The sequence below is a fragment of the Flavobacterium lipolyticum genome, assembly GCF_020905335.1.
Lineage (GTDB): Bacteria > Bacteroidota > Bacteroidia > Flavobacteriales > Flavobacteriaceae > Flavobacterium > Flavobacterium lipolyticum.
This window is the reverse complement of sequence record NZ_JAJJMN010000001.1, coordinates 1,422,622-1,448,751: the sequence shown is the minus strand read 5'-3', so window position 1 is coordinate 1,448,751 and position 26,130 is coordinate 1,422,622. Positions and strand designations below refer to the sequence as shown.

The following is a 26,130-nucleotide window of genomic DNA, read 5'->3' as shown; positions in this document are numbered from 1 at the left end:
TTTGTTATAAACGAATGATTTTGAGCGTTTTTTTAGTTTAAGCCAACTCCGTAAACATATTCATCCAGTTCGATTCGGAATAAAGAACCTTCAACTAAGTCTTTGATTGATTTTAATTCTTTGATAGAAACCGCCAAATCTATTGCAGCGCAAGGAGTTTTGAGCAGGAATTTATGACAGGAGTTTTTTAGTTCGCAAGCCTCACAACACGCATTTTCAATCATACTGTCCTCAATTAAATCACAAAAATAATTCAGTTCCTGAACCGTGAAATAAAATCCGGTTTCTTTAAAAACCAATTGTACTTTGTCGGTGATGGTTTCGTTTTCCTTTTTCCAATAAAAGGCGATTCCAAAATTATTATGATATAATTGTTCTATTTCTCTCATTACAGATTCTTTTATTTCAACAAATATAGATATTATTTATATTTGTTCTAAATAAAAAAGTCTTAAAAAAATGTTTTTTTTAAACGCATAAGTTATATATGCGAATTTGGTTTTCTGTCTAAGTCAAAAAGCACATAATGTTTAGGACGTTTAAACCACTTTTACTGAAATTTTGGAATTTGAAAAATTAAATATGGAATGTTTTATTCCATATTATGATGGTCGTCCATGTCTTTTTGAAGATCCAGATTCCTAAAAGTAGGAGAGATCAGTCCAAAGCCTAAAACCGTTAGAAGTGTGACACTACCCCCAAAAATTACTGAAGTTACCGTTCCCATTAATTTGGCAGTTGCACCACTCTCAAAGGCTCCCAGCTCGTTAGAAGATCCAACAAAAATAGAGTTTACTGCACCCACGCGTCCGCGCATATGATCCGGAGTTTTAAGCTGTAAAATCGTTTGACGGATTACGACCGAAATTCCATCGGCAAGTCCGCTTAAAAATAAAGCAAAAACAGAAAGCCAGAAATAGGTAGAAAAGCCAAATAAGATGATCGATAATCCGAAAACGAATATGGCAATCAAAAGTTTTTTTCCTGCGTTTTTATAGAGAGGTACGTAAGCCGAAACAAGCATTGTTATAAAAGAACCCACTGCAGGAGCGGCTCTTAAAATGCCAAATCCTTCTGAGCCAACTTTTAGAATATCCTGAGCAAAAATGGGTAATAAAGCTACGGCACCTCCAAAAAGTACTGCAATCATATCCAGTGATAAAGCTCCTAATACAATTTGGTTTCTGAATACAAACGTTAAACCTTCGGTAAGACTATCTTTTATTGATTCTCCAATCTTTGGGTTTATAATAGGTTTTTTGCTGATTTGTGATAAGGCAATTAAGGAAAGTACAGAGAATCCGAAAACAAGACACATCGACCAGTGAACTCCAATCCAATTGATTGAAAAACCGGCAACGGCAGGGCCTAATACAGCACCAATTTGCCAAACTGTACTACTCCAGGTTGCGGCATTTGGATATGCTTTTTTAGGAATTATCAAGGATAAAAGAGAAAAAATAGTCGGTCCAAGGAAAGCTCGGACTAATCCGCCCAAAAAGACTAAGATATAAATGGAGTATAAAATTACATTTGAAGATAAACCGCCAACAACTCTTGGCCAGGTGACCAGAAATAATCCGAAACTGATTACCGAAAAGCCCAGTATACATTTTACCAATAATCCTTTCTTTTCTCTTTGATCGACAATGTGTCCGGCAAATAGTGCCATTGAAACAGCCGGTATGACTTCCATTAAGCCAATAATTCCAAGCGATAGCGGATTTTTAGTGATGCTGTAAACTTCCCATTCAATTACAATAAACTGCATTGCCCAGGCAAAAACCATCGCAAAACGCAATATTAAAAATATGTTGAATTCTCTGTAACGCAATGCCTGATACGGATCAGGTTTGTTTGAATTATTTTTTTCCATTTGTTCTGATGTCTTTAAGCATAAGTTGGTTGGAAACGGTTCCGTTCCATTCATTTTCAGCCAGAGAATAAGCCAGCTGAAATGGGTTTTGATTTTTTGCGAGATCTAATTTTTTTCCAAGACCAAAACCTATTGCGGCGATTCCATCTGAATTATGTTGCTTTACAAAAAGCCTCAAATGTTCCTCTTCAGCACCTAAAGTTTTGGCATAGCCCGTGTCTTTTATATCCGAAGTCATAAAAACCGGCGTCATGTTCTGGGGGCCAAAAGGTTCGAATTGTTTTAGGATACGGATTAGTTTTGGAGTGATGTCGCTGAAATTTATTTCAGCGTCAATTTCTATTTCCGGCGTTCGCATTTCCGGAAGTATGGTTGCAGAAACTTGTGTTTCGAAAGCTTCTTTAAAGGTTTTATAATTTTCGGCTTTCAGGGTCATTCCTGCGGCGTACATGTGCCCTCCAAATTGTTCCAGATGTTCAGAACAGGCATCAAGCGCATTATAAACGTCAAATCCTTTTACGGATCTTGCTGATGCCGCATATTTGTCTCCGCTTTTGGTAAAAACCAAAGTAGGGCGATAGTAAGTCTCGATTAATCTTGAAGCCACAATTCCGATGACACCTTTGTGCCAGTCTTCCTGAAAAACAACCGTTGAAAATCGATCTTGTTCGTTGTTTGCTGCAATTTGCTGAAAAGCTTCTTTTGTAATTTTTTTGTCCAGATCTTTTCGGTCTGCATTGTATTGCTCAATTTCTGAAGCAAACTGCTGAGCCTGCTCAAAATTAAACTCTGTGAGTAATTCTACAGCATGATTGCCATGTTTGATTCTTCCCGCTGCATTTATTCGCGGAGAGATGATAAAAACAACATCGGTTATGTCTAATGTTTTCTTTTTTACCTGATGCACCAAAGCCTTGATTCCGGGTCTTGGATCGGAGTTGATAACCTGTAGGCCATAAAAAGCCAGGATTCTGTTTTCACCTGTTATAGGTACAATATCTGCAGCAATTGCTGTGGCAACTAGATCAAGGTAGGGAACGAGATCGTGTATGGTTTCGTTTCTGTTTGTTCCTAAAGCCTGAATGAGTTTAAAACCAACACCACAGCCACACAGCTCATCATAAGGATAAGAGCAATCGTCTCTTTTAGGGTCTAAAATGGCGACAGCGTCCGGAAGAGAATCTCCGGGTCTGTGGTGATCGCAGATGATAAAATCAATGTTCTTTTCTTTTGCGTAAGCGATATGATCAATCGATTTTATGCCACAGTCGAGAGCAATGATTAATGAAAATCCGTTATCGTCGGCAAAGTCAATTCCTTTAAAAGAAATTCCGTAACCCTCATCGTAACGATCCGGAATGTAAGTCGCAATATTGAGATAATGTGATTTCAAATAGGAAGAAACCAAAGAAACAGCCGTTGTTCCATCGACATCATAATCACCAAAAACCAAAATGTTTTCCTGATTTTTAATCGCCAGTTCTATTCTTGAAACCGCTTTGTCCATGTCTTTCATCAAAAATGGATCGTGAAGCTGGTCTAATTGTGGACGAAAGAAATCTTTTGCCTGATCAAAAGTCTCTATGCCACGCTGAATCAAAAGTGTTGCGACAAAATCTTCTACATTTAAAGCTTGTGCTAAATGCTTGATTTTTTCTTCAGAAGGTTTTGGTTTTATGGTCCAACGCATGGTTGATTTTAGATTTTAGATGGTTGATTTTAGATTGCTGATCTCTGAAATCAACAATCAAAAATCTTAGATAGTTATTTTTGCTCTAAAGCATTTCCTTCAAACTGAATTCCGTCCCAGCCTAAATTGATGAAGTTTCTAATGTTTTGATGGTTAGTTCCGTTGGGATCGCCCAAAACTTCCTCGAAATAGAAAGCTCCAAAACAGGCCAAAGTTTCGTCTTTAGTTAAGTTTTGCAGTTTTGCGAAAGAGAATAATTTGCAGGAACCGGAATTTTCTCCGGCAGCATTATGTTGTGTTCCGTTTTGGAAAGCAGTTGGAGTGAAGTTGTAGTTTTCTTCAATTACTGCAATCGTTTCCGGGAATGTTATTTCGTTTGGAGTTTGTTTTACTTTTTCTAAAAAGGCTTGTATGCTCATGATGTTTATGCTTTGCTATTTTATATATAATCTTGTTGTCTGTTCGACCGAAGCCGAGTGTCAGTTCGAGCGAAGTCGAGTCTGGTTGTCCGTTCGAGCGAAGTCGAGTCTCGTTGTCCGTTCGAGCGAAGTCGAGTCTGGTTGTCCGTTCGAGCGAAGTCGAGTCTCGTTGTCCGTTCGAGCGAAGTCGAGAACGGGTTTTTATTCTTCTTCATCATCCTTAGAATATTTACTTTTCTTCGTTTCTTTTTCTACTGTTTTTCCTGCAACCACCACGACAATTTCGCCGCGTGGTGCTGTTTTTTCAAAATGTGTTAAAACTTCCTTAGCCGTTCCGCGTACATTTTCTTCATGCAGTTTTGATAATTCCCTGGAGACGCAAACTTGTCTGTCTTCTCCGAAATACTGAATGAATTCGGCTAAAGTTTTGACCAGTTTATGTGGCGAAACATATAAAATCATGGTTCGGGTCTCCTCGGCTAAAGTCAGAAAACGAGTTTGACGTCCTTTTTTGTCAGGTAAAAAACCTTCGAAGACAAATTTGTCATTGGGTAATCCGCTATTGACTAAGGCCGGAACAAAAGCTGTAGCTCCGGGAAGGCACTCCACTTCAATTTTATTTTCGACACAGGCACGTGTGAGTAAAAAACCGGGATCTGAAATAGCAGGAGTTCCTGCGTCTGAAATCAGGGCGATATTTTCACCCGCCTTCAGACGTGCAATTAAATTTTCGGTTGTTTTATGCTCGTTGTGCATGTGATGACTGTGCATGTGCGTACCAATCTCAAAATGCTTCAACAGTTTGCCACTGGTTCGGGTGTCTTCAGCCAAAATCAAATCGACTTCTTTCAGAATCCGAATGGCACGAAAAGTCATGTCTTCAAGATTACCAATTGGCGTGGGAACGATATATAGTTTAGACATAATTTTTCTGAATTCTAAATGGAGTTATTGGACACGAATTTCACTAATTGACACAAATTTTAAGTGTCTTTAGGAATTTTACAAACAAAAGGTTCGTGCTAATTCGTGTAATTTGTGTTTTAGTTTTTATGAAAATTTCTTTTCTACAATTCCTAAGAAACGTTCGGCGTAATCATCTTTTCCATCCCAGTTGTTGTAATCTGGTTTTACCATATCCTCAATAAATTCTTTTGCTTCACCGTAAGTGTCAAAAGTCAGTAATTGATTTAAAACGCGGCTGTAATCTTCTGAACTGTTTCCAAAAAGATTTTTAGTGAAAGCAATTCGGTCGTTTAAATCAATGTGAAAACCTTTTGCCAGTTTTTCATTTAGAGTGGCAGCTTTAGGTTCAGCAGGAGTTTCTAATACAGTTGTTTCAACTGTTTTTTGCTCTTTGAACTCATTGATTGACGGTGTTGGTGTTGGAGTAGGAGAAACCGCTTCGAAACTGTCTACTTTTACAAAATGCGCATCGGCATAGTTTACGCCTAATATCTCTTCAAAAGAAATGTGAACAGGCTCCGGTTTTGATGGGCTTTCTGCTTTTGGCTCCTCTTTTTTCGGTTTCTTTTCTTCTTGTACCTCTTCTGATTTATCCAGTTCAAAAGCTGGAATAAAATCAGGAATCGGTTTAGAGTTACTAACAGTTGTAAACGAAAGTTCTGCTACAGTTTCCGGTTCTTTTGCCGTTTCTGAAATTGGTTCTTCAGCTTCTTCAACAATTGGTTGCTCCGCGATTTCCGCGACTGGTTCGGCAATGGTTTCAACAATTGGTTCGGCAGTTGTTTCTTCAGGAATTTCCGTTGTTATTTCTTCAAAAATCTCAGGCTCCGGATTTATATCTTCCGAGGGTTCGCCAATTGCTTCTTCAGAAGTTTCAGGATCAGGATCTGTTTCTTTTGCAGACTCAGCAGTAATTTCTTCAGCAATTATTGGCTCTAATGTTTCTTCAGCTACTATTTCTTCAACGATTATTGGAGTTTCAGTTTCAACTTCATTTGGAATTATTTCTTCTTTTTCAAAGATAGCTTCAATTTCAGAATGCATTTCGCTGTGGCCAATGGTAGGCTTCAGAGTGTCGAAATTTTCATCTACAAATTTTAAAACCGCTAGTTTTTCATATAATTTCTGCGTTTCAAGATACAATTGATTGATATCGGATTTGTTTTTGAGCTTTAAAATTCGATGAGCAATGCTGATTAAATCGGCTTCCAATTTTTTTTTCATAACTGTTGAAATTATAGTGAATAGGGTATTTTAGTATATTTTGTATTTGAATGTCTTCATTCGTCGCCGAAATCTGAAAGATATTTTTTTATTTCTGTTAATACGCGTTTGCGAATCTTCGATTTGATAAAAATTTTCTACTTTTGAAAAAGTGAAAAATTGCGATTTTTCACGTCGATTTATTACCAGTACAAAGTAATAAAAACTATTCATTTTTAAAGGTAGAAAAATACAAAATGTTTCTCGAAAATACAGTAAATCACAAAGAACAATTTGGTTGGATTGAAGTTATTTGTGGATCAATGTTTTCGGGTAAAACCGAGGAATTAATCCGCAGATTAAAGCGCGCCCAATTTGCCAAACAAAGAGTCGAAATCTTTAAACCCGCTATTGATACCCGCTATCATGACGAAATGGTGGTGTCTCACGATGCCAATGAAATTCGTTCTACTCCGGTTCCGGCGGCTGCCAATATCTCTATTTTAGCGCAAGGTTGCGATGTGATCGGTATTGATGAAGCACAATTTTTTGATGATGAGATAGTGACAGTATGTAACGATCTCGCCAATCAGGGAATTCGTGTGATAGTTGCAGGACTTGATATGGATTTTAAAGGAAATCCTTTTGGACCCATGCCGGGACTTATGGCAACCGCCGAATATGTCACCAAAGTTCATGCGGTTTGCACCCGAACAGGAAATCTTGCCAACTACAGTTTTCGTAAAACTGACAATGATAAGTTAGTGATGCTTGGTGAAACGGAAGAGTATGAGCCACTGAGCCGCGCAGCCTATTTTAATGCCATGAAAAAGATTCAGGATAAATAAAGTTTTCTTTTCTTAACAAAAAACAAACGAACAGATGCAGCAACCAACTAAAAAAAAGAATTTAACCATTTTAATAGTGTGTGCAATTGCAGCATTATTACTGGCTTTGATTGTGTATTGTTCTTTTAAAGAGCCTGTAACAGATAAGGGAATGGTTGAACTGGTTGCAAAATACAATGAAAATTGCCCTTTAACCATTCAGGAAGGGATTCGTTTGGATAATGTTACACTGCCTAAAGATAAAGTGGTTCAGTACAATCTGACTTTGTTAAATGTAGAAAAAGAAAGTGCCGAAATTGAAGTAATTAAACGAAACATAGAAGAAAGTCTGCTAAGTACGGTTAAAGCAAATCCTGGGCTTAAAGCTTTTCGGGATAATGATTTTACCCTGATCTATAATTACGATGATAAAAAAGAAAATTATCTGTTTCAGATTACGATAACGCCGAGTCAGTATAAATAATAGTTTAAACAAACTACAAATTAAACCCGACAGGTTTCAAAAACCTGTCGGGTTTGTTGTTTTTGAGGTATAAAAAAACCTAACAGTATTTAAAAAGCTGTTAGGTTTATTATTTATAAGATGATTTTTTTTATTGTAGAAGGAGTAGAAAATTAAATTTTCTTCCTCATTCTTGCTACCGGAATGTCTAATTGTTCGCGGTATTTTGCAATAGTTCTTCGGGCAATTGGGTATCCTTTCTCTTTCAGGATTTCGGCCAGTTGATCGTCCGGTAAAGGTTTCTTTTTATCTTCTTCTTCAATGGTATTTTGAAGGATTTTTTTAATTTCTAAAGTAGAGACATCTTCTCCCTGATCATTTTTCATGGCTTCAGAGAAAAACTCTTTGATCAGTTTTGTACCGTATGGTGTTTCAACATACTTACTGTTGGCTACACGCGAGATCGTCGAAATGTCAAGACCAACCATATCCGCAATGTCTTTTAAGATCATTGGTTTTAGTTTGGTTTCGTCACCGTCCAGAAAGTATTCTTCCTGATAATGCATGATAGCGTTCATCGTAACAAAAAGAGTTTCCTGACGCTGTCTGATCGCATCGATAAACCATTTGGCCGAATCTAGTTTCTGTTTGATGAACTGAACAGCATCTTTTTGTGCCGATGATTTATCACGAGAATCTTTATAGGTCTGCATCATTTCCTGATAATCTTTAGAAACGTGCAGGGAAGGAGCATTTCGTCCGTTTAAGGTAAGTTCCAGTTCTCCGTCAACGATTCTAATGGCAAAATCGGGAACAACGTTCTCTGTTACTTTATTGTTTCCGGTGTAAGAACCTCCCGGCTTTGGATTCAGTCTTTCGATTTCGTGAATGGCTTTTTTAAGCTGTTCGTTTGAAACACCGTATTTCTGTAAAAGTTTGTCGTAATGTTTCTTGGTAAAAGCATCAAACTGATTCTCGATGATATCAATCGCTAAATCAATATATTCGGTTGGAGTTTTATGTTTTAACTGCAGTAACAGGCATTCCTGTAAATCACGTGCTCCTACTCCCGAAGGTTCAAGCTCATGAATGACATGAAGCATTTTTTCGACCATTTTCTCATCGGTGTAAATTCCCTGAGTAAAAGCCATATCGTCTACAATATCCGGAACACTTCTGCGGATGTAACCCATATCATCAATACTTCCAACAAGGAATTCAGCGATTTCGCGTTCTTCATCATTTAAAATAAAAGTATTCAACTGATTGATTAAATCCTGATGGAAACTAATTGGCGAAGCAAAAGGAGTTTCGCGCTCCTCGTCTTCACTGTAATTGTTCACCTGAGTTTTGTAATCAGGGGTGTCGTCGTCGCTTAGGTATTCGTCAATGTTAATGTCGTCTGCTTCGATTCTGTCTGATTCAGCATCATCGTAATCGTCGTAGTCTTCATTGGCAAATTCATCGGCTTCGTATTCGTCTTCTTTACCGGCTTCGAGGGCCGGATTTTCGTTCATTTCTTCCAGTAAACGTTGCTCAAAAGCTTGCGTAGGCAATTGAATTAACTTCATCAGCTGAATTTGCTGTGGAGATAATTTTTGGGATAATTTTAGATTTAAAAATTGCTTTAGCATTTGTTTTTGTTAAAAGTTTCAAGTTTCAGGTTTCAAGTTTCTCCTAAATGAGCACAACCTGAAGCCTGAAACTTGAAATAAATTTTATTATATTTTAAAAACTTAGAACCTCAGTATCTCAGTACCTTAGAGCCTTTTTTTAAAACTCTGCGTTCCCGGGAGTTCTTGGGAAAGGAATTACATCACGGATGTTTGTCATTCCGGTTACAAACAATACCAAACGCTCAAATCCAAGTCCGAAACCTGCGTGAGTTGCCGATCCGAATCTTCGGGTATCTAAATACCATGATAATTCTTCTTCGTCAATTTCTAAGGCTTTCATTTTTTCAACCAAAACGTCGTAACGCTCTTCTCTTTCTGAACCACCAACGATTTCTCCAATTCCAGGGAAAAGGATGTCCATGGCACGAACGGTTTCTTTTCCAGGTTCAGTATTGTCGTTCAGACGCATGTAAAATGCTTTAATGTTTGCCGGATAATCAAACAAGATTACCGGACATTTAAAGTGTTTCTCTACTAAATAACGCTCGTGTTCCGACTGTAAATCAGCTCCCCATTCGTTGATAAGATATTGGAATTTTTTCTTTTTATTTGGAGTAGAATCTCTCAAAATGTCAATTGCTTCAGTATAAGAAACACGTTTGAAGTTGTTCTCTAAAACAAAGTTTAGTTTCTCTAACAAAGCCATTTCGCTTCTTTCCGCCTGAGGTTTTGATTTCTCTTCGTCTAAAAGTCTTCCTTCTAAAAATTTCAAATCATCCTGACAGTGGTCTAAAGCATATTTAATTACATACTGAATAAAATCTTCCGCCAAATCCATGTTGTCATCCAGATTGTTGAAAGCAACTTCCGGCTCGATCATCCAAAATTCTGCCAGGTGACGGGAAGTATTAGAGTTTTCAGCTCTAAAAGTTGGTCCAAACGTATAAATCTGACCCAAAGCCATTGCATACGTTTCTCCTTCTAATTGTCCGGAAACCGTTAAGTTGGTTTCTTTTTCGAAGAAATCTTCTTTGTAGTTTACTTTTCCGTCTTCTGTTCTTGGGGTATTGTCAAAAGGTAAAGCTGTAACTTTAAACATTTCTCCTGCACCTTCAGCATCAGAACCAGTAATAATTGGAGTATTTACGTAAACAAAACCTTTGTCCTGAAAATATTTATGAACAGCATAAGACAATACCGAACGCACACGCATAATAGCACCAAACATATTGGTACGTACGCGTAAATGTGCATTTTCGCGCAAGAAATCTAAACTAGGTTTGTTTTTTGGCTGTATTGGGAATTTCTCTGCATCCGAATCTCCTAAGATTTCCAGTTTGTTTACCTGAATTTCGTATTTCTGACCCGCACCTTTACTTTCGATCAAAGTACCAATTACAGAAATAGCAGCACCGGTAGTGATTCTTTTTAAAGTTTCATCAGGTGTATTTTCAAAATCAACAACACATTGTATATTATTAATGGTAGAACCGTCATTAAGCGCGATGAACTGATTATTTCTAAAAGCTCTCACCCATCCTTTTGCATTCACTTCCTGTAACGTCGTCGTACTGTTTAATAAGTCTCTAACTTTTGTGTGTTTCATTTTATATATACTATTGAAATTAAATTATTTGTTGTGTAATAACTGCAAATATAAACGATAATAATTAAAATTAGAAGCTGTTTCCTGCTATCCGCTATATCTTTTTCTGCCTAAAGAAGTCAGAAAAAGGATACCGCTGCTATCAGGGCTAGGGCAATCGTTTTTATAAAATCAGTTATTCTCTTTTTTGTTATTCCGAGGAACGAGGAATGACAATATTGTGTTTTAATCTGTGTTAATTCGTGTAATTCGTGTTTACCTCTCTAAATTCTCCAAATCCTCTTTCTTAGCTTTTTTCTTCTCAAAAGTCAATACCAAAGCCGGTAAAACCAATAGATTCGCAAACATTGCAAAGGCCAATGTACAGGAAATTAATCCTCCCAATGCGATGGTTCCGCTAAAGCTGGAAAGCGTGAAAGTGGCAAATCCTAAAATTAAAACCACCGAAGTGTAAAAAGTACTGATTCCGGTTTCTCTTAAAGCACTGAAAACTGATTTTTTTACCTTTCCGTTATTCTGCAACAAATCATGATGGTACTTCGCCATAAACTGAATCGCATTATCAACTGAGATTCCGAATGCAATGCTAAATACCAGTATCGTCGAAGGTTTTAACGGAATGCCAAAATACCCCATCAGTCCCGAGGTGATACAAAGCGGTAAAATATTGGTGATTACCGATGCAAAAACCATTTTGAACGATCGGAACAAGTAAAGCATCAATACCGCAATTACAAGTATTGCAAAAATCAAAGACTCAATTAAATTATCAACCAAATAAGAGGTCCCTTTTTGAAACACTAATGCTTTTCCGGTTACGGTAACTTCATAACGGTCTTTCGGGAAAATCTCATCGATCTTGCTGTGAAGTTTTTTCTCCACTTTTGCCATTTCATCCGTACCAATATCTTTCATGAAAGTAGTGATTCGGGCATATTGTCCGGTTGAATCTACATAAGCTTTCATCAGATTTTCTTTGCTGTTTTTAGTAGCATTTTTAGCGTACGACAAAATAAAAGTTTGTTCCTGCGATGTTGGTAATTGATAATATTCCGGATTTCCGTTATAGAAAGCCTGTTTCGAATACTTCACCAAATTTACAATAGAAACTGGTTTCGCTAATTCAGGCATTTCTGTGATGGTGTTTTGCAATTCATCCATTTTGCGAATGGTAGAGGCTTTCATGACACCCTTTTTCTTTTTGGTATCAATCATAATCTCGAGCGGCATTACACCGTTAAATTCTTTTTCATAGAAAATAATATCCTTAAAGAAAGAGGCGCTTTTTGGCATTTCACCAATCAAACTTCCCGAAACTTTCATTTGAGTCACTCCAATAACGCTGAAGGCTAACAATAAACCGTAAATGATATAGATTACTTTTCGTTTATTTTTTACCACATTTTCAACAAAATCCAATAAGGTTGAAATGTATGTTTTGGTGAGATGGTACAAATGTTTTTCGCCCGGAACCGACATAAAACTGTAGATGATCGGTACAATTAAAAGCGTCAGGAGGTATACCGAAATGACATTGATAGAGGTAACCAAACCAAATTCAAAAAGCAAATCGTTTCCGGTAATCATAAACGTTGCAAAACCTATTGCAGTCGTTAAATTGGTCATTAGAGTCGAAACTCCAATTTTAGAAATGATACGCTGTAAAGCCTTCGCCTGATTATTATGAAGTTTGATTTCCTGTTGGTATTTATTGATCAGGAAAATACAATTCGTAATTCCGATTACAATAATTAATGGCGGAATGATCGCCGTTAGAATCGTGATTTTATAATGAAATAATCCTAAAGTTCCGAAAGACCAGATTACTCCAACAATCAAAATACAGATGGAGATAAAGGTAGCTCTGTACGAACGGAAGAAGAAAAAGAAAATCAAAGAAACCGTTAGTAAGGCCGCGCCAATAAAAAGTCCGATTTCACCTTTCATATTGTCAGCATTGATCGTTCTGATGTAAGGCATACCTGAAACACGTAAATCGATTCCGGTGGTTTTCTCGAATTTATCAATTTTCGGAACCAGATTTTCCAGAATAAATGTTTTTCTTTCAGCAGTGTTTACAAGTGCTTTGTTGATGTAAATTGCCGAACGGATACTGCCGCTTTCTTTGTTGTAAAGCAATCCTTCGTAAAAAGGCAAATTATGAAACAAGTCATATTGTATCTTTTTTAAATATTCCGGATCTGTTGCTTTGCTTTGATCGATGAACGGAGCGAGAACAAATTTTTCGTTAACGGTATCTTTCTCCAGTTTCTTTAAATCGTTCAAGGAAACTACTAAATCTACTTCTTTCGATTTTTTAAGCCCCGTCATTAATTCATTCCAGGCAGCATAATTTTTTGGCGTGAAGAATTTTTTATCCTGAAAACCAATGACAACCAGGTTTCCTTCTTCGCCAAATTTATCCAGAAATTTTTGATAGTCTTTGTTTGCAATATGATTTTTAGGAAGCAAATTTGCTTCGGTATAAGTCATGGAAAGGTTTTTCCATTGGTAACCAAGGAAAATTGTCAGGGCAGCGACCCCAACGAGTATAGAAATTCTATTTTTAAGTATGATTCGGGCTAATTTTTCCCAAAATCCAACTTGTACGGCGTTTTTCATAAAAATTGTAAAATGGATGCAAATGTAGTGAAAAGTGCTCGAAATCATAAATATTCGGCTTGGTTTTTACGGTTTGTTAACACAATTGGAATGTTCCCGCAATCTAAAAATGGGATAATTTGTAGCATTCTACGCTAGGTTTTCTCATCTTTGTATCTCATTTAAAAAGGCGTAGAAAATGAATTGGATTTTATTAGTAATCGCAGGACTTTTTGAAGTTGCATTTGCCTCTTGTCTGGGCAAGGCCAAAGAAACAACAGGAATGGTTTCGACTTATTGGATGATTGGTTTCTTTGTTTGTCTTGCTATCAGCATGTTTTTACTGTACAAGGCTACACAGGTACTGCCTATTGGAACAGCCTACGCTGTTTGGACAGGAATTGGAGCCGTTGGAACCGTTCTGGTTGGAATCTTAATTTTTAAAGAACCCGCTACTTTCTGGCGAATATTTTTTCTTTCGACTTTAATTGCTTCGATTATTGGGTTGAAGTTTGTTTCCAGTCATTAAGATTTTCCTAGTTTCTTTAAGAATAGAAGAAATGCTTTTATATATTAGGAGTTATGCGTATTTAAATAAAGTGAAACGCCTTTTTTATGGATACAGGACCTATGTTACTATGTGTTAAAATGAATTACACCAAGTAGATTACAGTAGGTAGAAAATCTTTATCATCTTTGTAATCTGTGGCGAAAAAAACTTTTAAACTTTACATAAACAATGCAAGAAAACAATACAATCACTTTTATTTTTTTGGCGATTCTTTTATTGCTTATCGTTATCATCTGTTTTTTGATGTATCAATTGATGCAGTTCAAAAAGGCAAAGGACGATGCTGAGAAAAGTTTCTATGCACTCGAAATGAAGGTTAATGACTTGCAGTTGGAAACTCTGGAGTCTAAACTGAATCCGCATTTGTTTAAAAATATTTTAAATTCGATACAATCTCATGCGTACCAAACGTATTTTGCTTTAGATAAATTGGCCAACGTATTGGACTATATTCTGTATGAGAGCAAAAAGAAATTTGTTACTGCCCGGGAGGAAATTGACTTTGCGCTCAATTTAATCGAAATCAATAAAATTAAAATCAGTCCACTCTTTGAATTGAAAATCAAAACCAATGTCAATAAAGAAGACAAATTGTACGAACAGCCTTTATTGGCACCGTTAATTTCGATTGATTTAATTGAAAACGCATTTAAACATGCCGATCTTCAGAGTGCCGATGCCTTTATCTCGGTAGTTTTTGAGTTTAGGGACAATGCTTTTTTTATGACGGTTTCGAATAAGATATCAAATAAAAAAGTCTTAAAAAAAGAACGAAGCGGTTTTGGTCATGCTACTTTAGAGCACCGATTAAGAATTATTTATAAAAACAACTTCAAACTCGAAAGGTTTGTAGAGAATGACGTTTATATTGCTCATCTAAAAATAGATCTACTTGAATACAAAACTGAAATGCTTGCTGCTGGACGATGAGCTGCCGGGCTTAACGTATCTGAAAATGCTTTGTGAACAGATTCCTGAAGTGGAAATTGTAAAAACATTTAACAATCCCGAAAAACTCCTTGTCGAAATACCGAATCTCGATTTTGATTTGTTAATATCGGATATCGAAATGCCAGGGATCGACGGTTTGCATCTGGCAGAAATGCTGGACAATAAGCTGGTTATCTTTTGCACCGCTTACAAAGAGTATGCTGCCGAAGCTTTTAATATTGACGCGGTAGATTACATTACCAAACCGGTAAAACTCGAACGCTTGCAAAAAGCGATTTCGAAAGCCCTGGAGCGTTTCGATAAGCCTGATGCAGCAAAGAAGTTCATTCAGTTAAATACAGATAAAGGCAAAACATTGCTTTACTTCAATCAGATTCTATACATCAAAACGGCGGTTAGTGACAGTCGTGATAAAACTGTACTTCTTACTGATGGCAGTTTTCTGAACTTAAAAAATGTGAAATTCGACACCCTTTTACAGGAACTTCCCGAAGCCGATTTTTGCCGTGTCAATAAAAAGGAAATCGTAGCCGTAAAGGCGATAAAATTTTTCAATCACAATGAAATCGTTTTGCATCATCAGGAAAAAGAGGGTAAAAACAGTGCGTTAATTCTAAGTGAAACCTATCGTGCCGATTTCCTGAAAAGAGTCAAACTATAAGACGATCAGCTAAGGACAAAGTCCAAAGCCCTGTCCGGCTGAGCGAAGTCCTGTCCGGCTGAGCAAAGTCCTGTCCGGCTGAGCAAAGTCCTGTCAGCCTGAACGAAGACGTGTCACGCTGAGCGAAGTCGAGTCAGGCTGAACAAAGACGTGTCACGCTGAGCGAAGTCGAGTCAGGCTGAACGAAGACGTGTCAGGCAGCGAAGTCGTGTCCGGCTGAGCAAAGTCCTGTCAGCCTGAACGAAGTCGTGTCCGGCTGAGCGAAGTCGAAGCCCCCCCCCTTTTTCGTTACACCAGCTTTCGATTTCGTTCAGAATCACAATCGTTTTAGCTGTCGTTATTAACTTATTACAAAGTTTTTCAGACTTGTTACATGGATTTAAAATTAGCGGTAAATTTACTTTTGCACTACAGTAGGAGTGTTGATATTTGCAGCAATAAATCAAAAAAACGAGTTATGAATAATCTTAAAAACTCCTTGTTTTACATTACGGTTATTGGCGGTTTTACAGGCCTGATCTATTGGGTAATTTCAAAAGGGGTTTCACTTGAGGCCGGACGCGGAGTCGTTCATAAAAAAATAGAAAGCAACCATTGGAATGATTTTCTTCACTCGATGATAGAAAACCTTCAGCATCCTTTGGCTATTTTATTAGCACAGATCGTGACTATTATTTTAGTAGCCCGTTTGTTCGGGTGGTTTTTTAGAAAAATAGGACAGCCTTCCGTAATTGGAGAAATGATTGCCGGAATTGTTTTAGGACCTTCTTTGGTCGGAATGTATTTTCCTGAATTTTCTGCCGCTTTATTTCCAAAAGAATCTTTAGGGAATCTGCAATTTTTAAGTCAAATCGGTTTGATTCTTTTCATGTTTGTGATTGGAATGGAATTGGATTTGAAAGTTTTGAAAAACAAAGCACATGATGCTGTAGTTATAAGTCACGCAAGTATTGTAATCCCTTTTGCCCTGGGGCTTTCATTAGCTTATTTTATCTACCATACTTTTGCGCCGGTTGGGGTGGAGTTTGCCTCTTTCGGACTGTTTATGGGAATTGCGATGAGTATTACCGCATTTCCGGTTCTTGCGCGTATTGTGCAGGAGCGCGGGATGCAAAAAACAAAACTCGGAACTATCGCCATTACGTGTGCTGCTGCCGATGATATTACGGCATGGTGTATTTTGGCAGTGGTAATTGCTATTGTAAAAGCAGGTTCGTTTACAAGTGCTTTATATGTAATTGGTTTAGCATTATTGTATGTAATTGTCATGTTGAAAATAGTTCGTCCGTTTTTAAAACGTGTAGGTGATTTGAATTCAACACGTGAGAGTTTGAATAAACCTGTGGTTGCCATCTTTTTTCTAACCTTGTTGTTCTCTGCATATGCTGCCGAACTTATCGGAATTCACGCTTTGTTCGGCGCTTTTTTAGCCGGAGCAATTATGCCTGAAAACAATACTTTCAGAAATATTTTTATTGAGAAAGTAGAAGATGTCGCGATCATCGTTTTACTGCCATTGTTCTTTGTGTTTACCGGTTTACGTACACAGATTGGTTTATTGAACGATCCGTATTTATGGAAGGTAACTGCCGTAATTATTGGGGTAGCCGTAGCTGGAAAGTTCTTCGGAAGTGCCTTTGCAGCGAAATTTGTCGGACAAAGCTGGAAAGACAGTTTAGCGATCGGAGCTTTAATGAATACTCGTGGTTTGATGGAACTTGTAGTGCTAAACATTGGTTACGACTTAGGAGTTTTGTCAACAGAAATTTTTACCATGATGGTCATTATGGCTTTGGTAACTACGTTTATGACCGGCCCGGCACTGGATTTAATAGATTTTATATTTAAAGATAAGGTAACCGCCATTCCGCAGGAAATAGGGAATAAAAGCAAGTATAAAATCCTGCTTTCTTTCGCCACGCCTGAAAAAGGGAAAAAATTGCTTAAACTGGCCAATAGTCTGGTGAAGAAACAAGCCGATAATTCGATTGTGACAGCCATGCATTTGTCGTTAAGTACCGAAATACATTCGTTTGATATCAAAGACCATGAGCGTAAAATGTTGTTGCCGGTGGTCGAAGAATCAGAACGTCTGAATCAGAATATGGTTAGCGTTTTTAAAGTAACAAATGATATTGATACTGATATTATTGATACCGCAAATCAGGGAGAATATGATTTATTATTAGTCGGATTGGGACAGTCTATTTTTGAAGGAACCTTGTTGGGGAAAATTCTTGGATTTACGACGAGAATCGTAAACCCGGACCGCTTAATCGATAAGTTTACCGGAAAAGAAGGATTGTTTGAAAATTCTCCTTTTGACGAAAGAACACGTCATATTATTGCGAAAAGCAAAATGCCGGTAGGAATCTTTATTGATAAAAACCTGGAAGAAATCAATCAGGTTTTTATGCCGGTTTTTAGTAAGGAAGATGCTTTCTTAATTGATTATGCCAAAAAGTTAATCAACAACAACGGGTCTCAGATTACCGTTTTGGATGCCAGTGGAGAAGTAAAAAGTACCAGAGATATTCAGGAAACGATTCGTTCTATCGAACAGATTGCGCCGAATCACATTATGATCATGCACGACCGAACGATTAAGAAAGAATTCTTGGAGAACCAGAACTTAATGATTATCAGTTTAGACAGCTGGAAGAAATTAATAGAATCTCAGAGTACCTGGTTGAACAATACACCTTCGGTATTGATTTTAAAACCATAGAGGAATTAAATTCTAAATTTCAAATCCCAAATTCCAATTTTGTTGGAGTTTGGGATTTTTTGTTTTCTTATTTCTTTGAGGTTTCTCTTTCTGTTGAAACGAAACTAGGCCTTCAATTGGGAATTAAGAGATTGGAGTTTAGATTGTGTTATGGCACGCGGATGACACAGATTCGCTTTGCTAAAACACAGATTTACACGGATTTTGTTATGCTTACTCCTTTCGTCGTAACGAAACGAAACGTCACATTGGAATTTGGAATTCAAAAGAATTGGAATTTAATATTTATAGTCCCAAATCTAAAACATAAGAAATTTTAACGGCAATGTTATCCTCAAATTTCATTAACTGGTTCGGGCCATATCGATAAAAGCCGCCAAAACCAATGCCCTTGTAAATTTTGTTTAGTTCGATTCCAGATTCAAAAAAGCCCCTGTCTAAAGTTTTATAGATTGGACCTACATGCTGTTGCGGATTTTCCATATTTCCCCATGCCATTCTCGTTACCAGCACTAAAGAAGGACGCACTTTTTTGAGGATTCTGATTCGGTCAAAACCATGTTTAAGTTGAAAGAAGACATATTGACTGGAGAAAAACTCATTAAAAAACATCGTTTCAAAACTGTTTCGTCCGGCAAAGGTAATACGCTGGATAATGGTTTCTTTTGTTAAGTTGTTGGGCATGGTATTGTAAAGATGGGTAATGGGAACATCGCCCGTAGCATAACCTCCTTGCAGAAGCAAACTCGTTTTTTGACCGTTTAGGTATTTCTTCTCATATTCAGCTTTGAAATCTATTTTCCCAAAAGTAAAATCATTTTCCAATACATTAGGTAATGATTGTGTGTACTGAAAAGTAAACCTTGGAAATCTTTTATCCGTTTCAGTTCTCCCGGTTGGAGTTTGCATAAAAGCACTAAAAGGAGCCCATACGATCGAAACCATTGCTGTAGTCATAATAAAATCCGAATACAGTTTTCCATTGTAATTAAAAAGATAATCAAATTTGGGCTCGACATAAGTTCTCGAAAATTCTAGTACGGCTTCCGTTTTAGGAATAATTTTGGTCTGAATATTAGCTTTCCAGCCCACATATTGATAAAAAGTACTAATGTTGATCGGACGTGGATCGTAAATTTTGAAAACACGTTTGTCAACGGCAAAAACGGTACTCGCAATTTCCCGAACATCATCGGTATAATATCCGTTTACCCAAGTATTGGTGTTTTTGTCCAATAAAAATCCTGCTCCCAGACTGTATTTGTGCTGACCGTCTTTTGTACCGTAAGCCGAGTATCCCTCGATTCTGAAGTTTTTAGAAAAACGGTCATTGGTAATACCGCCAAGCCCCAGTCTGAAGCCTTCGTAATTGTTGTAACTGATAATCTTTTTTAAATCCAGATCAATAGGTCCAATCGGGAAATAGCCATTGATGATTTTTCGTCCAAGTCCCAAACGATTCTCGATTCTTTTCTTTATCGAAAGACTGTCAATTAACTGATAGGTTCTCTGGCTTTTTAAGTCCAGATCTTCTTTTCTGTATTCTTCCCAGAAGGTTTCCGGTTTTTTGTTGGCATCGTCTTTAATTTCAATGTAAAGTGCCGGATCTTTTATAGGGGCAGTAGTATTATAGTGAATGTCAAAATTGTTACTTTCAGAAAGCAGATAAGTAAAATCGGAAGCCGATTTTTTTCGGGGTTCAAAATTATCTTCAACATCTCCGTCAAACTGAATTGTTCCACCTAAGATTTTAATATCATCGTCGTTTTTCCCTTTAACAATTTTAAAAGTGGTGTTGCTCTGAAACCATATTTTCTCACTGGGTACGTATTCAAATTCATGAATCCCACTAATGTCCAGAACCCCTTTGATACGCATTACCGCTTTAGCGATGGCAAAATTCTCCTGATCGATATACAAAACTCCTTCTAAACCGGATGATTTTCTTCTTTGTTTGTTTTTAAAGTAAATCATGTACGTTTCACGTCCTTTTATAGTTACCGTGTCCAGAATCTTGTAATTGTAACTTTGAGGAGCACTATTCGAAATTGGATTTTCGTACTTCGTTTCAAACAATTCGTATTTCGGATCATAAATCGAAATCGATTGGAGATTAAAAGCAATAACCTCATAAATAGGTTGTTTAAACCCGGACATTTTGGTTCCTAGTATCGTTTCTTTCAGTTTGTTGTTGCCGAACTGGTATTGTGAAACTTTCTCGGTTTGAAACAAGTGCTGCTTGCTAATTATTTCTTTGAATTTATAATCCGAAGAATCAATGTTAATACGCTTTTTGTCGAAATTTTTATATGTGGCTGTAGAGTCAATTCTGCCATCAATAGAATCAGGATTCGCTGTTACAATAAGTTTGTTGTAGCTTTTGTATTCGAAACTGTTCAGTTTTCTTTGCGGATTGTTTTTGTTTTTATTCGCAATGACCTTCTTAATTATCGTAAGGGCCGGATTTTCGTTTGAAACCACAACCTCCCTCAAATCGTCGGTTTTTTGAAAAAGAGAAACAGGGTAAAAAGTTTTTTGGTCCGTAATTACAATTGTCTTCGTTTGAAAACCAATGTACGAAACGGTAAAAGTCTCCGGTCTTGAAAGGGCTTTTAGAATAAACTTCCCGTCAACATCCGTAATTGTATTAGTACTGTCAGAAGTTGTAATGGTAGCAAAAGGAAGCGGTTTGTTATTAGAGTCCGTTACAATTCCGTTTATTTGAAATTGTGCCTGAATGGTAAGCGTGAAAAACAAAGTCAACAAACAGAATAGCTTCATAGAGAATGTTATAGTTTCAAAACGGACAACTTGTACTTTTGGTATGCAAAAATAACAATAAAAAAATCCGTTCAGTATAATTTAACTAAACGGATTTTTATTTTGTGTTGAATAGGATTACACCTTCATGATTTCGGCTTCTTTAGCAGCCAGTAATTCATCGATTTTTTTGATGTAAGTATTGGTTAAATTCTGAACTTGCTCCTCAGCTGATTTGCAAATGTCTTCAGAAGTTCCTTCTTTTTCTAGTTTTTTGATATCCGTATTGGCATCTTTACGTACGTTACGAACACCAATTTTAGCATCTTCTGCTTCAGCTTTCGCTTGTTTAGCCAGTTCTTTACGACGTTCCTCTGTCAAAGGCGGAACGCTAATGATAATAACGTCTCCGTTGTTCATTGGGTTGAAACCAATGTTGGCAACCATGATTGCTTTTTCAATTACAGACAGCATGTTTTTTTCAAAAGGCTGTAGTGTAATTGTTCTGGCATCAGGAACACTGATTTTTGACACTTGAGAAAGGGGTGTTGCAGCTCCGTAGTAATCTACAAAAACACTTCCCAACATTGCCGGAGAAGCTTTTCCTGCACGAATGTTAAGAAATTCTTTCTCTAAGTGCGCAATCGAACCGTTCATAGATTCTTCCGTACTGTCTAATATAAATTCTATTTCTTCCGTCATTTTTTTTGTTTTTAGTTTTCAGTCTCAGTTTTCAGTCTCAGTCAGTATTGATAACTGTAAACTGTAACTGTTGACTTATATATTAACTACTGTTCCAACGTTTTCACCTTCACAGATTTTCAAAAGATTACCAATTTTGTTCATGTCAAAAACAACGATTGGCAATTTGTTCTCCTGACTTAAAGTAAAAGCGGTAGTATCCATTACGTTTAGTCCTTTTTTAAGAACATCATCAAACGAAATAAAATCAAATTTTACTGCCGATGCATTTTTTTCCGGATCAGAATCATAGACACCATCTACACGAGTTCCTTTTAAGATCACATCTGCATTGATTTCAATTCCTCTTAAAACGGCCGCTGTATCCGTTGTAAAATAAGGATTTCCGGTTCCGGCACCAAAAATTACAATTCTTCCTTTTTCAAGATGACGGTCTGCTCTTCTTTTAATGTAAGGTTCTGCAATAGACTCCATTTTCAAAGCAGTCTGTAAACGCGTTTTCATTCCTTTGTCTTCAAGTGCCCCCTGCAAAGCCATTCCATTAATTACGGTAGCAAGCATACCCATATAATCGCCTTGTACTCTATCCATACCGGCACTTGCACCTGCAACGCCTCTAAAAATATTTCCTCCTCCAATTACAATAGCAATTTCTACTCCTTTACTGTGAATTTGCTTAATCTCTTCAGCATATTCGGCTAATCTTTTAGGGTCAATACCGTATTGTAAATCACCCATTAAGGCTTCGCCGCTAAGTTTTAGAAGAATTCTTTTATATTTCATTTCTGTGTTGCGTTAATTTGTGCAAATATAGACATATTCTGATTTTTAGAAATAATGTTTTAAAAAAAATAATAGTTCTTCTCGTTTTAAATTTTTACCGTTTTTTCGGATTTCTCCGAATGTGACAAAAGTCATTCTTTAAGTCCTTTTAAAAGTTGTAATTTTATAGAATTCAAAAAATCCTAAATATGAAAAGTACCATAGCTAAATCATTATTCAATAGTCATTCGTATACAGAATATCGAAAAATAGTTACCGATTTATTACTGGAAGGGAAATCAACAGGCAATGAACAATCCGAAAGCTTAACCAATTACAGTAAGCTGAATGAGGCCAGGATGAACCGACTGGAGAAAACCATGAAAGTTTCGGATGAGGTAGTTTCCGAATTAGAAAGCTTAAAGCACAATTATATCTGGCTGGTGATTTCTGAAGGCTGGTGTGGTGATGCAGCACAAATACTTCCGATTATTAATAAGATGGCTTTGGCTTCGCATAAAAAGATAGATCTCCGAATCGTTTTTCGTGATGAGAATGAGCCTCTGATGAATCAATACCTGACCAATGGCGGGAGGGCGATTCCTAAAGTGATTGTGATTTGTAAAGAAACCGGAATAGCCCGCGCTGACTGGGGACCTAGACCAAAAGGAGCTACTGAATTAATGGCAAACTATAAAAAAGAGTTTGGCGTAATTGATGAAAAAATCAAAACTGATTTGCAATTATGGTATTTGGCCGACAAAGGGTTGAGTACTCAAAATGAACTTATGGATATCATGCATGTGCTGGAAATTAGGGAGTAATATGAATGATTTTGAGCAAAACGGATATGTGTTTTTGGAGAATTTCTTTTCGGAAAATGAACTGGCAGCTATTGAAAAAGTACTGGTTAAATTCCACGAAATCTGGTTGCGTGATCATGAGATAAGTTATGAAAAAGGGGCTTTAAACAGTCATAGTCTGACCAAGGGAGATTGCTTAAAGGAGGAAGAAAAAATACGTCTTTTTGAATTTATGACTCAAGCCAAATTTGAAGAAATACGAAGTGTTATCTTTCCTAAACCTCCTGTTTTTTTGAATACCCAGCTTTTTTTTGATCCAAAAGATAAAGTCCAGAAGAATTATTGGCATCGTGACATACAATATACAGGAATGTCCGTTGAAGATCAAAAGAAGGCCATCAAAACTCAAAATGTAGTTCACTTCAGGATTCCCCTGAAAAGTGAACGAGGAATTGAATTGATTCCAAAAACACATCGCGAATGGGATTTGCCGGAAGAGTTTGAGGTTAGAAATTCTTTGAACGGCCGTCTTCAAAGTGACGATTTAAAACGCGGAGAAATTGTAAGATTGAATCGGGGAGATTTACTGATTTTTTCTGCCAATATGATTCATCGTGGTATTTATGGAAAGGATAGATTTTCTCTGGATATCATTTTTTGCGATAATATTCCTGTAATGAAAACTTTTATTGATAAGGATAATTTGCCATCAGCAAAAATATTGGAGAAGCTTATAAACAAGCAGCTTTTTGATATTTAGTACGTCGATAATGGTGAGTAAGACTGTTGAGATAGATTCCTTAAGTTTTTAAGAAATAAATCGTTAAACAGCCTTATTTTTCAGGTATTCTGTTGTAAATAAGAATTTTAGTAATAAATAATATGCTAAAAATATTTGTATTGCTTCAATTTTTTGTAACTTGCAGGAGTCATCCCACTTCTATTATTCATTTTCTTATTTACTCTTTTTATTGGTGTTTATTTAATGTTTAACAACTAAAAATTACACTATCATGAAAAAGTTATTCGAAAGATTTTACGATTTTGTTTCGGGCTTGTTGTTTGGAGGAAAGAGTATATCTCATTACTAACTTCAAAAAACAGAGCTTATGAAATAGAACTACTTTGTAAGAAGTCGGCACATTGCTATGGGGATTCCTGAAGTAATGTGCTTTTTGTTTTTGAATTCAGCAGATTTGGACTTTGAGACCAAGAAAATAATCAAGACTCTTTTTGTATATGTTGAATTTATTGATCAATATGTAATCTGTCCTGTAAAAAATAATGAAAAATAGCATCTGACAAGAGATTTAGAATATAGCTTAGAATCTTCACCATGTAAGGTTGCTCAAACAGGTTGCTCTGAAAGAGCTCCAGACATAGCATAGTGCTTTGCATTATGAATGAAGATAATGATTATTTGTGCCCTGTAAGGGTAAAAGACTACAGACAAAGAAAAGTACTCACATTATGTTTTCTGAGAAAATTAATTGATCTACAGGTTCTTTTGTTTGCTTTTGCCCTTTCAGGGCGTTACTTATTGTTAAATCTATTTTTTATAGTGCGTTGCACCATACTGATGCTTTTAGGCTTTCAGCCTTTTTTATAAAATAGTTTAAAATTTTACTCCGCAGTTTTAAAATCGATTAAAAAAGGTTTTAGTCTCACCCCGTTTTGTTTTCTGAAATTATCCGAAATTAAAATTTGGTAATGTTGGCCGGGTTTTAAATCTGCTTTAATAGTCCAAGATTTCATATCGGCAGACCAGATTCTGTTGGTGTCTATTTTTGGGAAAAAGCTTTCTCCAAGAGGGCCAAAATCAATACCTGTACTGCGCCCGTTTAACGGTTCCGAAAAAGTAATCGTGATTTCAGTTTCTCCCGATTTTACTTTTTGACTTCCATTTTTAAATGCAGAGATAGATACAACGCTAGGCCTTTGTTTTTCATAATTCTGACGTAATTTTTTTAGATTTTGCGGAAACAATTTGGTGCCATCGACTATGCGTGCCACTTCTTTTTCATTATGATAATCTAGTTCAATTAAGGTCTTTATCGCTTTCGTCTTGTCTTTGGATGAATTGTAGTAACGTTCGCAGATTTCATAACCTATATAATATCCCAAATCTCTAACTTTTAAAAGATTTCTGTTTTCTCCCCAGATCCAGTTGTAATTGTTGCTTTTGATGTACAAATCTGCGATGAACTGATCGATTACTCTTGGCTGATTGCTTTTCCCGAATTCAATGGCAGGAGAGCTTGATTTTTTATGGGTTACTTTACAGGAAATAAATTCGGCGACACCTTCGTAAAGGCACATCAAAAGCAAATCTTCGACCAGTTCTTTTTGCTGAGTATGCACATATTCATGCGTGCAGAGCAATGCAATGTTTTTTCTAGGCTCGTATTCTTTGTAAAAGGGTTGTCTCCAGGCTGGGAGTTCATCAATAATAGTAGTTTCATCTGCGAGACTCAGTTCGCTTCCAATTAAAACCCGATCTTCCTGAATGGTTCCATTTGTTCGAAATGCACCAATAGAAAAATAAATAGTAGATGGTTTTAAATCGGGATAAGCTTGTTTTAGTTTACTGATGTCGGCATCAATTTCCGGATAAAGTTCGGCGGAATTTAAAGTGTTTGGTTTTAATGAATTCCAGAATTTAGGATATTTATTTATGGCATTGATGTAGTCTTTGGCAGTATAATTTCGAACCTCAAGCAAGCTTTTTAGGCCCGGAGTAGCTTGGTCTAAGTATAGTTCTTTTAGAAAAGAATATTGTTTGATGCTGTCTTTTTCGGCGACAATTTTATCGTAAGCCTTCCAGAAATTATCAATATCAGTGGAAACCATTTTTTGATTAATGGTTTGACTGTTTGATGAGATTGTGAAGACAAACAAGAGTAGTAGAAAGTGGTTTTTCATGTT

General features: G+C 36.7%; 21 protein-coding genes. 8 read left to right on the top strand and 13 right to left on the bottom strand.

The window, feature by feature from the left end; genetic code table 11:
- Positions 1-32: 32 nt before the first annotated feature.
- The 6 genes from LNQ34_RS06480 to LNQ34_RS06455 all read right to left on the bottom strand — a co-directional run bounded on the left by LNQ34_RS06480 (position 33) and on the right by LNQ34_RS06455 (position 6,175).
- Positions 33-389, bottom strand: a complete 357-nt coding sequence (locus LNQ34_RS06480) for a hypothetical protein (protein WP_017496256.1) — start codon at positions 387-389, stop codon at positions 33-35.
- 203 nt (positions 390-592) lie between these two features.
- Positions 593-1,876, bottom strand: coding sequence for an MFS transporter (locus LNQ34_RS06475; protein ID WP_202702339.1), 1,284 nt, complete (start codon positions 1,874-1,876; stop codon positions 593-595).
- Positions 1,863-3,566, bottom strand: coding sequence for a single-stranded-DNA-specific exonuclease RecJ (recJ, locus tag LNQ34_RS06470; protein ID WP_229998995.1), 1,704 nt, complete (start codon positions 3,564-3,566; stop codon positions 1,863-1,865). The genes LNQ34_RS06475 and recJ overlap by 14 nt, the downstream gene beginning before the upstream one ends.
- Positions 3,567-3,640: 74 nt before the next feature.
- Positions 3,641-3,985, bottom strand: coding sequence for a HopJ type III effector protein (locus tag LNQ34_RS06465; RefSeq protein ID WP_229998994.1), 345 nt, complete (start codon positions 3,983-3,985; stop codon positions 3,641-3,643).
- A gap of 201 nt (positions 3,986-4,186) precedes the next feature.
- Positions 4,187-4,909 (bottom strand): 16S rRNA (cytidine(1402)-2'-O)-methyltransferase, encoded by a 723-nt coding sequence (gene rsmI / locus LNQ34_RS06460; RefSeq protein WP_229998993.1) that lies wholly within the window; start codon positions 4,907-4,909, stop codon positions 4,187-4,189.
- Between the two features lie 126 nt (positions 4,910-5,035).
- Complete coding sequence (locus LNQ34_RS06455; protein ID WP_229998992.1) at positions 5,036-6,175, bottom strand: hypothetical protein; 1,140 nt, start codon at positions 6,173-6,175, stop codon at positions 5,036-5,038.
- Positions 6,176-6,411: 236 nt separating this feature from the next.
- Between LNQ34_RS06455 and LNQ34_RS06450 the strand changes: the two genes are divergently transcribed.
- On the top strand, positions 6,412-7,002 hold the full coding sequence (locus LNQ34_RS06450; protein ID WP_017496250.1) for a thymidine kinase: 591 nt from the start codon (positions 6,412-6,414) through the stop codon (positions 7,000-7,002).
- A gap of 34 nt (positions 7,003-7,036) precedes the next feature.
- Entirely contained in the window at positions 7,037-7,465 is a 429-nt protein-coding gene (locus LNQ34_RS06445) for a hypothetical protein (RefSeq protein ID WP_229998991.1), read from the top strand.
- A 152-nt stretch (positions 7,466-7,617) separates the two neighbouring features.
- Here the strand turns inward: LNQ34_RS06445 and rpoN are convergent, their stop codons facing one another.
- The 3 genes from rpoN to LNQ34_RS06430 form a co-directional block, all read right to left on the bottom strand.
- A complete protein-coding gene (rpoN, locus tag LNQ34_RS06440) occupies positions 7,618-9,078 on the bottom strand; it encodes an RNA polymerase factor sigma-54 (RefSeq protein WP_202702345.1) in 1,461 nt (486 codons plus the stop codon).
- Between the two features lie 139 nt (positions 9,079-9,217).
- On the bottom strand, positions 9,218-10,666 hold the full coding sequence (gene asnS / locus LNQ34_RS06435) for an asparagine--tRNA ligase (protein ID WP_202702346.1): 1,449 nt from the start codon (positions 10,664-10,666) through the stop codon (positions 9,218-9,220).
- Positions 10,667-10,921: 255 nt separating this feature from the next.
- On the bottom strand, positions 10,922-13,288 hold the full coding sequence (locus LNQ34_RS06430) for an efflux RND transporter permease subunit (RefSeq protein WP_202702347.1): 2,367 nt from the start codon (positions 13,286-13,288) through the stop codon (positions 10,922-10,924).
- Between the two features lie 178 nt (positions 13,289-13,466).
- Here LNQ34_RS06430 and LNQ34_RS06425 point away from each other — a divergent pair, with 178 nt between their 5' ends.
- The 4 genes from LNQ34_RS06425 (at position 13,467) to LNQ34_RS06410 (ending at position 18,178) form a co-directional block, all read left to right on the top strand.
- Positions 13,467-13,796, top strand: a complete 330-nt coding sequence (locus tag LNQ34_RS06425) for a DMT family transporter (protein WP_202702348.1) — start codon at positions 13,467-13,469, stop codon at positions 13,794-13,796.
- A 210-nt stretch (positions 13,797-14,006) separates the two neighbouring features.
- Positions 14,007-14,768 carry a histidine kinase gene (locus LNQ34_RS06420; RefSeq protein WP_202702349.1) on the top strand — a complete coding sequence of 254 codons (762 nt, stop codon included), beginning with the start codon at positions 14,007-14,009 and terminating at the stop codon, positions 14,766-14,768.
- Positions 14,731-15,450 carry a LytR/AlgR family response regulator transcription factor gene (locus LNQ34_RS06415; RefSeq protein WP_202702350.1) on the top strand — a complete coding sequence of 240 codons (720 nt, stop codon included), beginning with the start codon at positions 14,731-14,733 and terminating at the stop codon, positions 15,448-15,450. The genes LNQ34_RS06420 and LNQ34_RS06415 overlap by 38 nt, the downstream gene beginning before the upstream one ends.
- Positions 15,451-15,907: 457 nt before the next feature.
- Complete coding sequence (locus LNQ34_RS06410; protein WP_202703213.1) at positions 15,908-18,178, top strand: cation:proton antiporter; 2,271 nt, start codon at positions 15,908-15,910, stop codon at positions 18,176-18,178.
- Positions 18,179-18,463: 285 nt separating this feature from the next.
- Here LNQ34_RS06410 and LNQ34_RS06405 read toward each other — a convergent pair whose 3' ends face one another.
- The 3 genes from LNQ34_RS06405 to pyrH all read right to left on the bottom strand — a co-directional run bounded on the left by LNQ34_RS06405 (position 18,464) and on the right by pyrH (position 22,423).
- Positions 18,464-20,959, bottom strand: a complete 2,496-nt coding sequence (locus LNQ34_RS06405; RefSeq protein ID WP_229998990.1) for a DUF5686 family protein — start codon at positions 20,957-20,959, stop codon at positions 18,464-18,466.
- Between the two features lie 117 nt (positions 20,960-21,076).
- Complete coding sequence (frr, locus tag LNQ34_RS06400) at positions 21,077-21,640, bottom strand: ribosome recycling factor (RefSeq protein ID WP_202703215.1); 564 nt, start codon at positions 21,638-21,640, stop codon at positions 21,077-21,079.
- Between the two features lie 75 nt (positions 21,641-21,715).
- Complete coding sequence (pyrH, locus tag LNQ34_RS06395) at positions 21,716-22,423, bottom strand: UMP kinase (protein WP_017496236.1); 708 nt, start codon at positions 22,421-22,423, stop codon at positions 21,716-21,718.
- Between the two features lie 188 nt (positions 22,424-22,611).
- Here pyrH and LNQ34_RS06390 point away from each other — a divergent pair, with 188 nt between their 5' ends.
- Both LNQ34_RS06390 and LNQ34_RS06385 read left to right on the top strand, forming a co-directional pair.
- Positions 22,612-23,226 carry a thioredoxin family protein gene (locus LNQ34_RS06390; protein WP_202703216.1) on the top strand — a complete coding sequence of 205 codons (615 nt, stop codon included), beginning with the start codon at positions 22,612-22,614 and terminating at the stop codon, positions 23,224-23,226.
- On the top strand, positions 23,183-23,965 hold the full coding sequence (locus LNQ34_RS06385) for a phytanoyl-CoA dioxygenase family protein (protein ID WP_428979059.1): 783 nt from the start codon (positions 23,183-23,185) through the stop codon (positions 23,963-23,965). Before LNQ34_RS06390 ends, LNQ34_RS06385 begins: the two co-directional genes overlap by 44 nt.
- Positions 23,966-24,828: 863 nt before the next feature.
- Here the strand turns inward: LNQ34_RS06385 and LNQ34_RS06380 are convergent.
- Positions 24,829-26,127, bottom strand: a complete 1,299-nt coding sequence (locus LNQ34_RS06380; RefSeq protein ID WP_229998989.1) for an Ig-like domain-containing domain — start codon at positions 26,125-26,127, stop codon at positions 24,829-24,831.
- Positions 26,128-26,130 lie beyond the last annotated feature (3 nt).

Bases quoted from the DNA above. Each gene is read 5' to 3' on its own strand.
- rsmI (WP_229998993.1), bottom strand. From the start codon at position 4,909: ATGTCTAAACTATATATCGTTCCCACGCCAATTGGTAATCTTGAAGAC.
- LNQ34_RS06420 (WP_202702349.1), top strand. From the start codon at position 14,007: ATGCAAGAAAACAATACAATCACTTTTATTTTTTTGGCGATTCTTTTA.
- rpoN (WP_202702345.1), bottom strand. From the start codon at position 9,078: ATGCTAAAGCAATTTTTAAATCTAAAATTATCCCAAAAATTATCTCCA.
- LNQ34_RS06450 (WP_017496250.1), top strand. From the start codon at position 6,412: ATGTTTCTCGAAAATACAGTAAATCACAAAGAACAATTTGGTTGGATT.
- LNQ34_RS06480 (WP_017496256.1), bottom strand. From the start codon at position 389: ATGAGAGAAATAGAACAATTATATCATAATAATTTTGGAATCGCCTTT.
- LNQ34_RS06385 (WP_428979059.1), top strand. From the start codon at position 23,183: ATGAACTTATGGATATCATGCATGTGCTGGAAATTAGGGAGTAATATG.
- frr (WP_202703215.1), bottom strand. From the start codon at position 21,640: ATGACGGAAGAAATAGAATTTATATTAGACAGTACGGAAGAATCTATG.
- asnS (WP_202702346.1), bottom strand. From the start codon at position 10,666: ATGAAACACACAAAAGTTAGAGACTTATTAAACAGTACGACGACGTTA.
- LNQ34_RS06465 (WP_229998994.1), bottom strand. From the start codon at position 3,985: ATGAGCATACAAGCCTTTTTAGAAAAAGTAAAACAAACTCCAAACGAA.
- LNQ34_RS06405 (WP_229998990.1), bottom strand. From the start codon at position 20,959: ATGAAGCTATTCTGTTTGTTGACTTTGTTTTTCACGCTTACCATTCAG.
- LNQ34_RS06430 (WP_202702347.1), bottom strand. From the start codon at position 13,288: ATGAAAAACGCCGTACAAGTTGGATTTTGGGAAAAATTAGCCCGAATC.
- LNQ34_RS06390 (WP_202703216.1), top strand. From the start codon at position 22,612: ATGAAAAGTACCATAGCTAAATCATTATTCAATAGTCATTCGTATACA.
- recJ (WP_229998995.1), bottom strand. From the start codon at position 3,566: ATGCGTTGGACCATAAAACCAAAACCTTCTGAAGAAAAAATCAAGCAT.
- LNQ34_RS06410 (WP_202703213.1), top strand. From the start codon at position 15,908: ATGAATAATCTTAAAAACTCCTTGTTTTACATTACGGTTATTGGCGGT.
- LNQ34_RS06425 (WP_202702348.1), top strand. From the start codon at position 13,467: ATGAATTGGATTTTATTAGTAATCGCAGGACTTTTTGAAGTTGCATTT.
- LNQ34_RS06455 (WP_229998992.1), bottom strand. From the start codon at position 6,175: ATGAAAAAAAAATTGGAAGCCGATTTAATCAGCATTGCTCATCGAATT.
- LNQ34_RS06380 (WP_229998989.1), bottom strand. From the start codon at position 26,127: ATGAAAAACCACTTTCTACTACTCTTGTTTGTCTTCACAATCTCATCA.
- LNQ34_RS06475 (WP_202702339.1), bottom strand. From the start codon at position 1,876: ATGGAAAAAAATAATTCAAACAAACCTGATCCGTATCAGGCATTGCGT.
- LNQ34_RS06445 (WP_229998991.1), top strand. From the start codon at position 7,037: ATGCAGCAACCAACTAAAAAAAAGAATTTAACCATTTTAATAGTGTGT.
- pyrH (WP_017496236.1), bottom strand. From the start codon at position 22,423: ATGAAATATAAAAGAATTCTTCTAAAACTTAGCGGCGAAGCCTTAATG.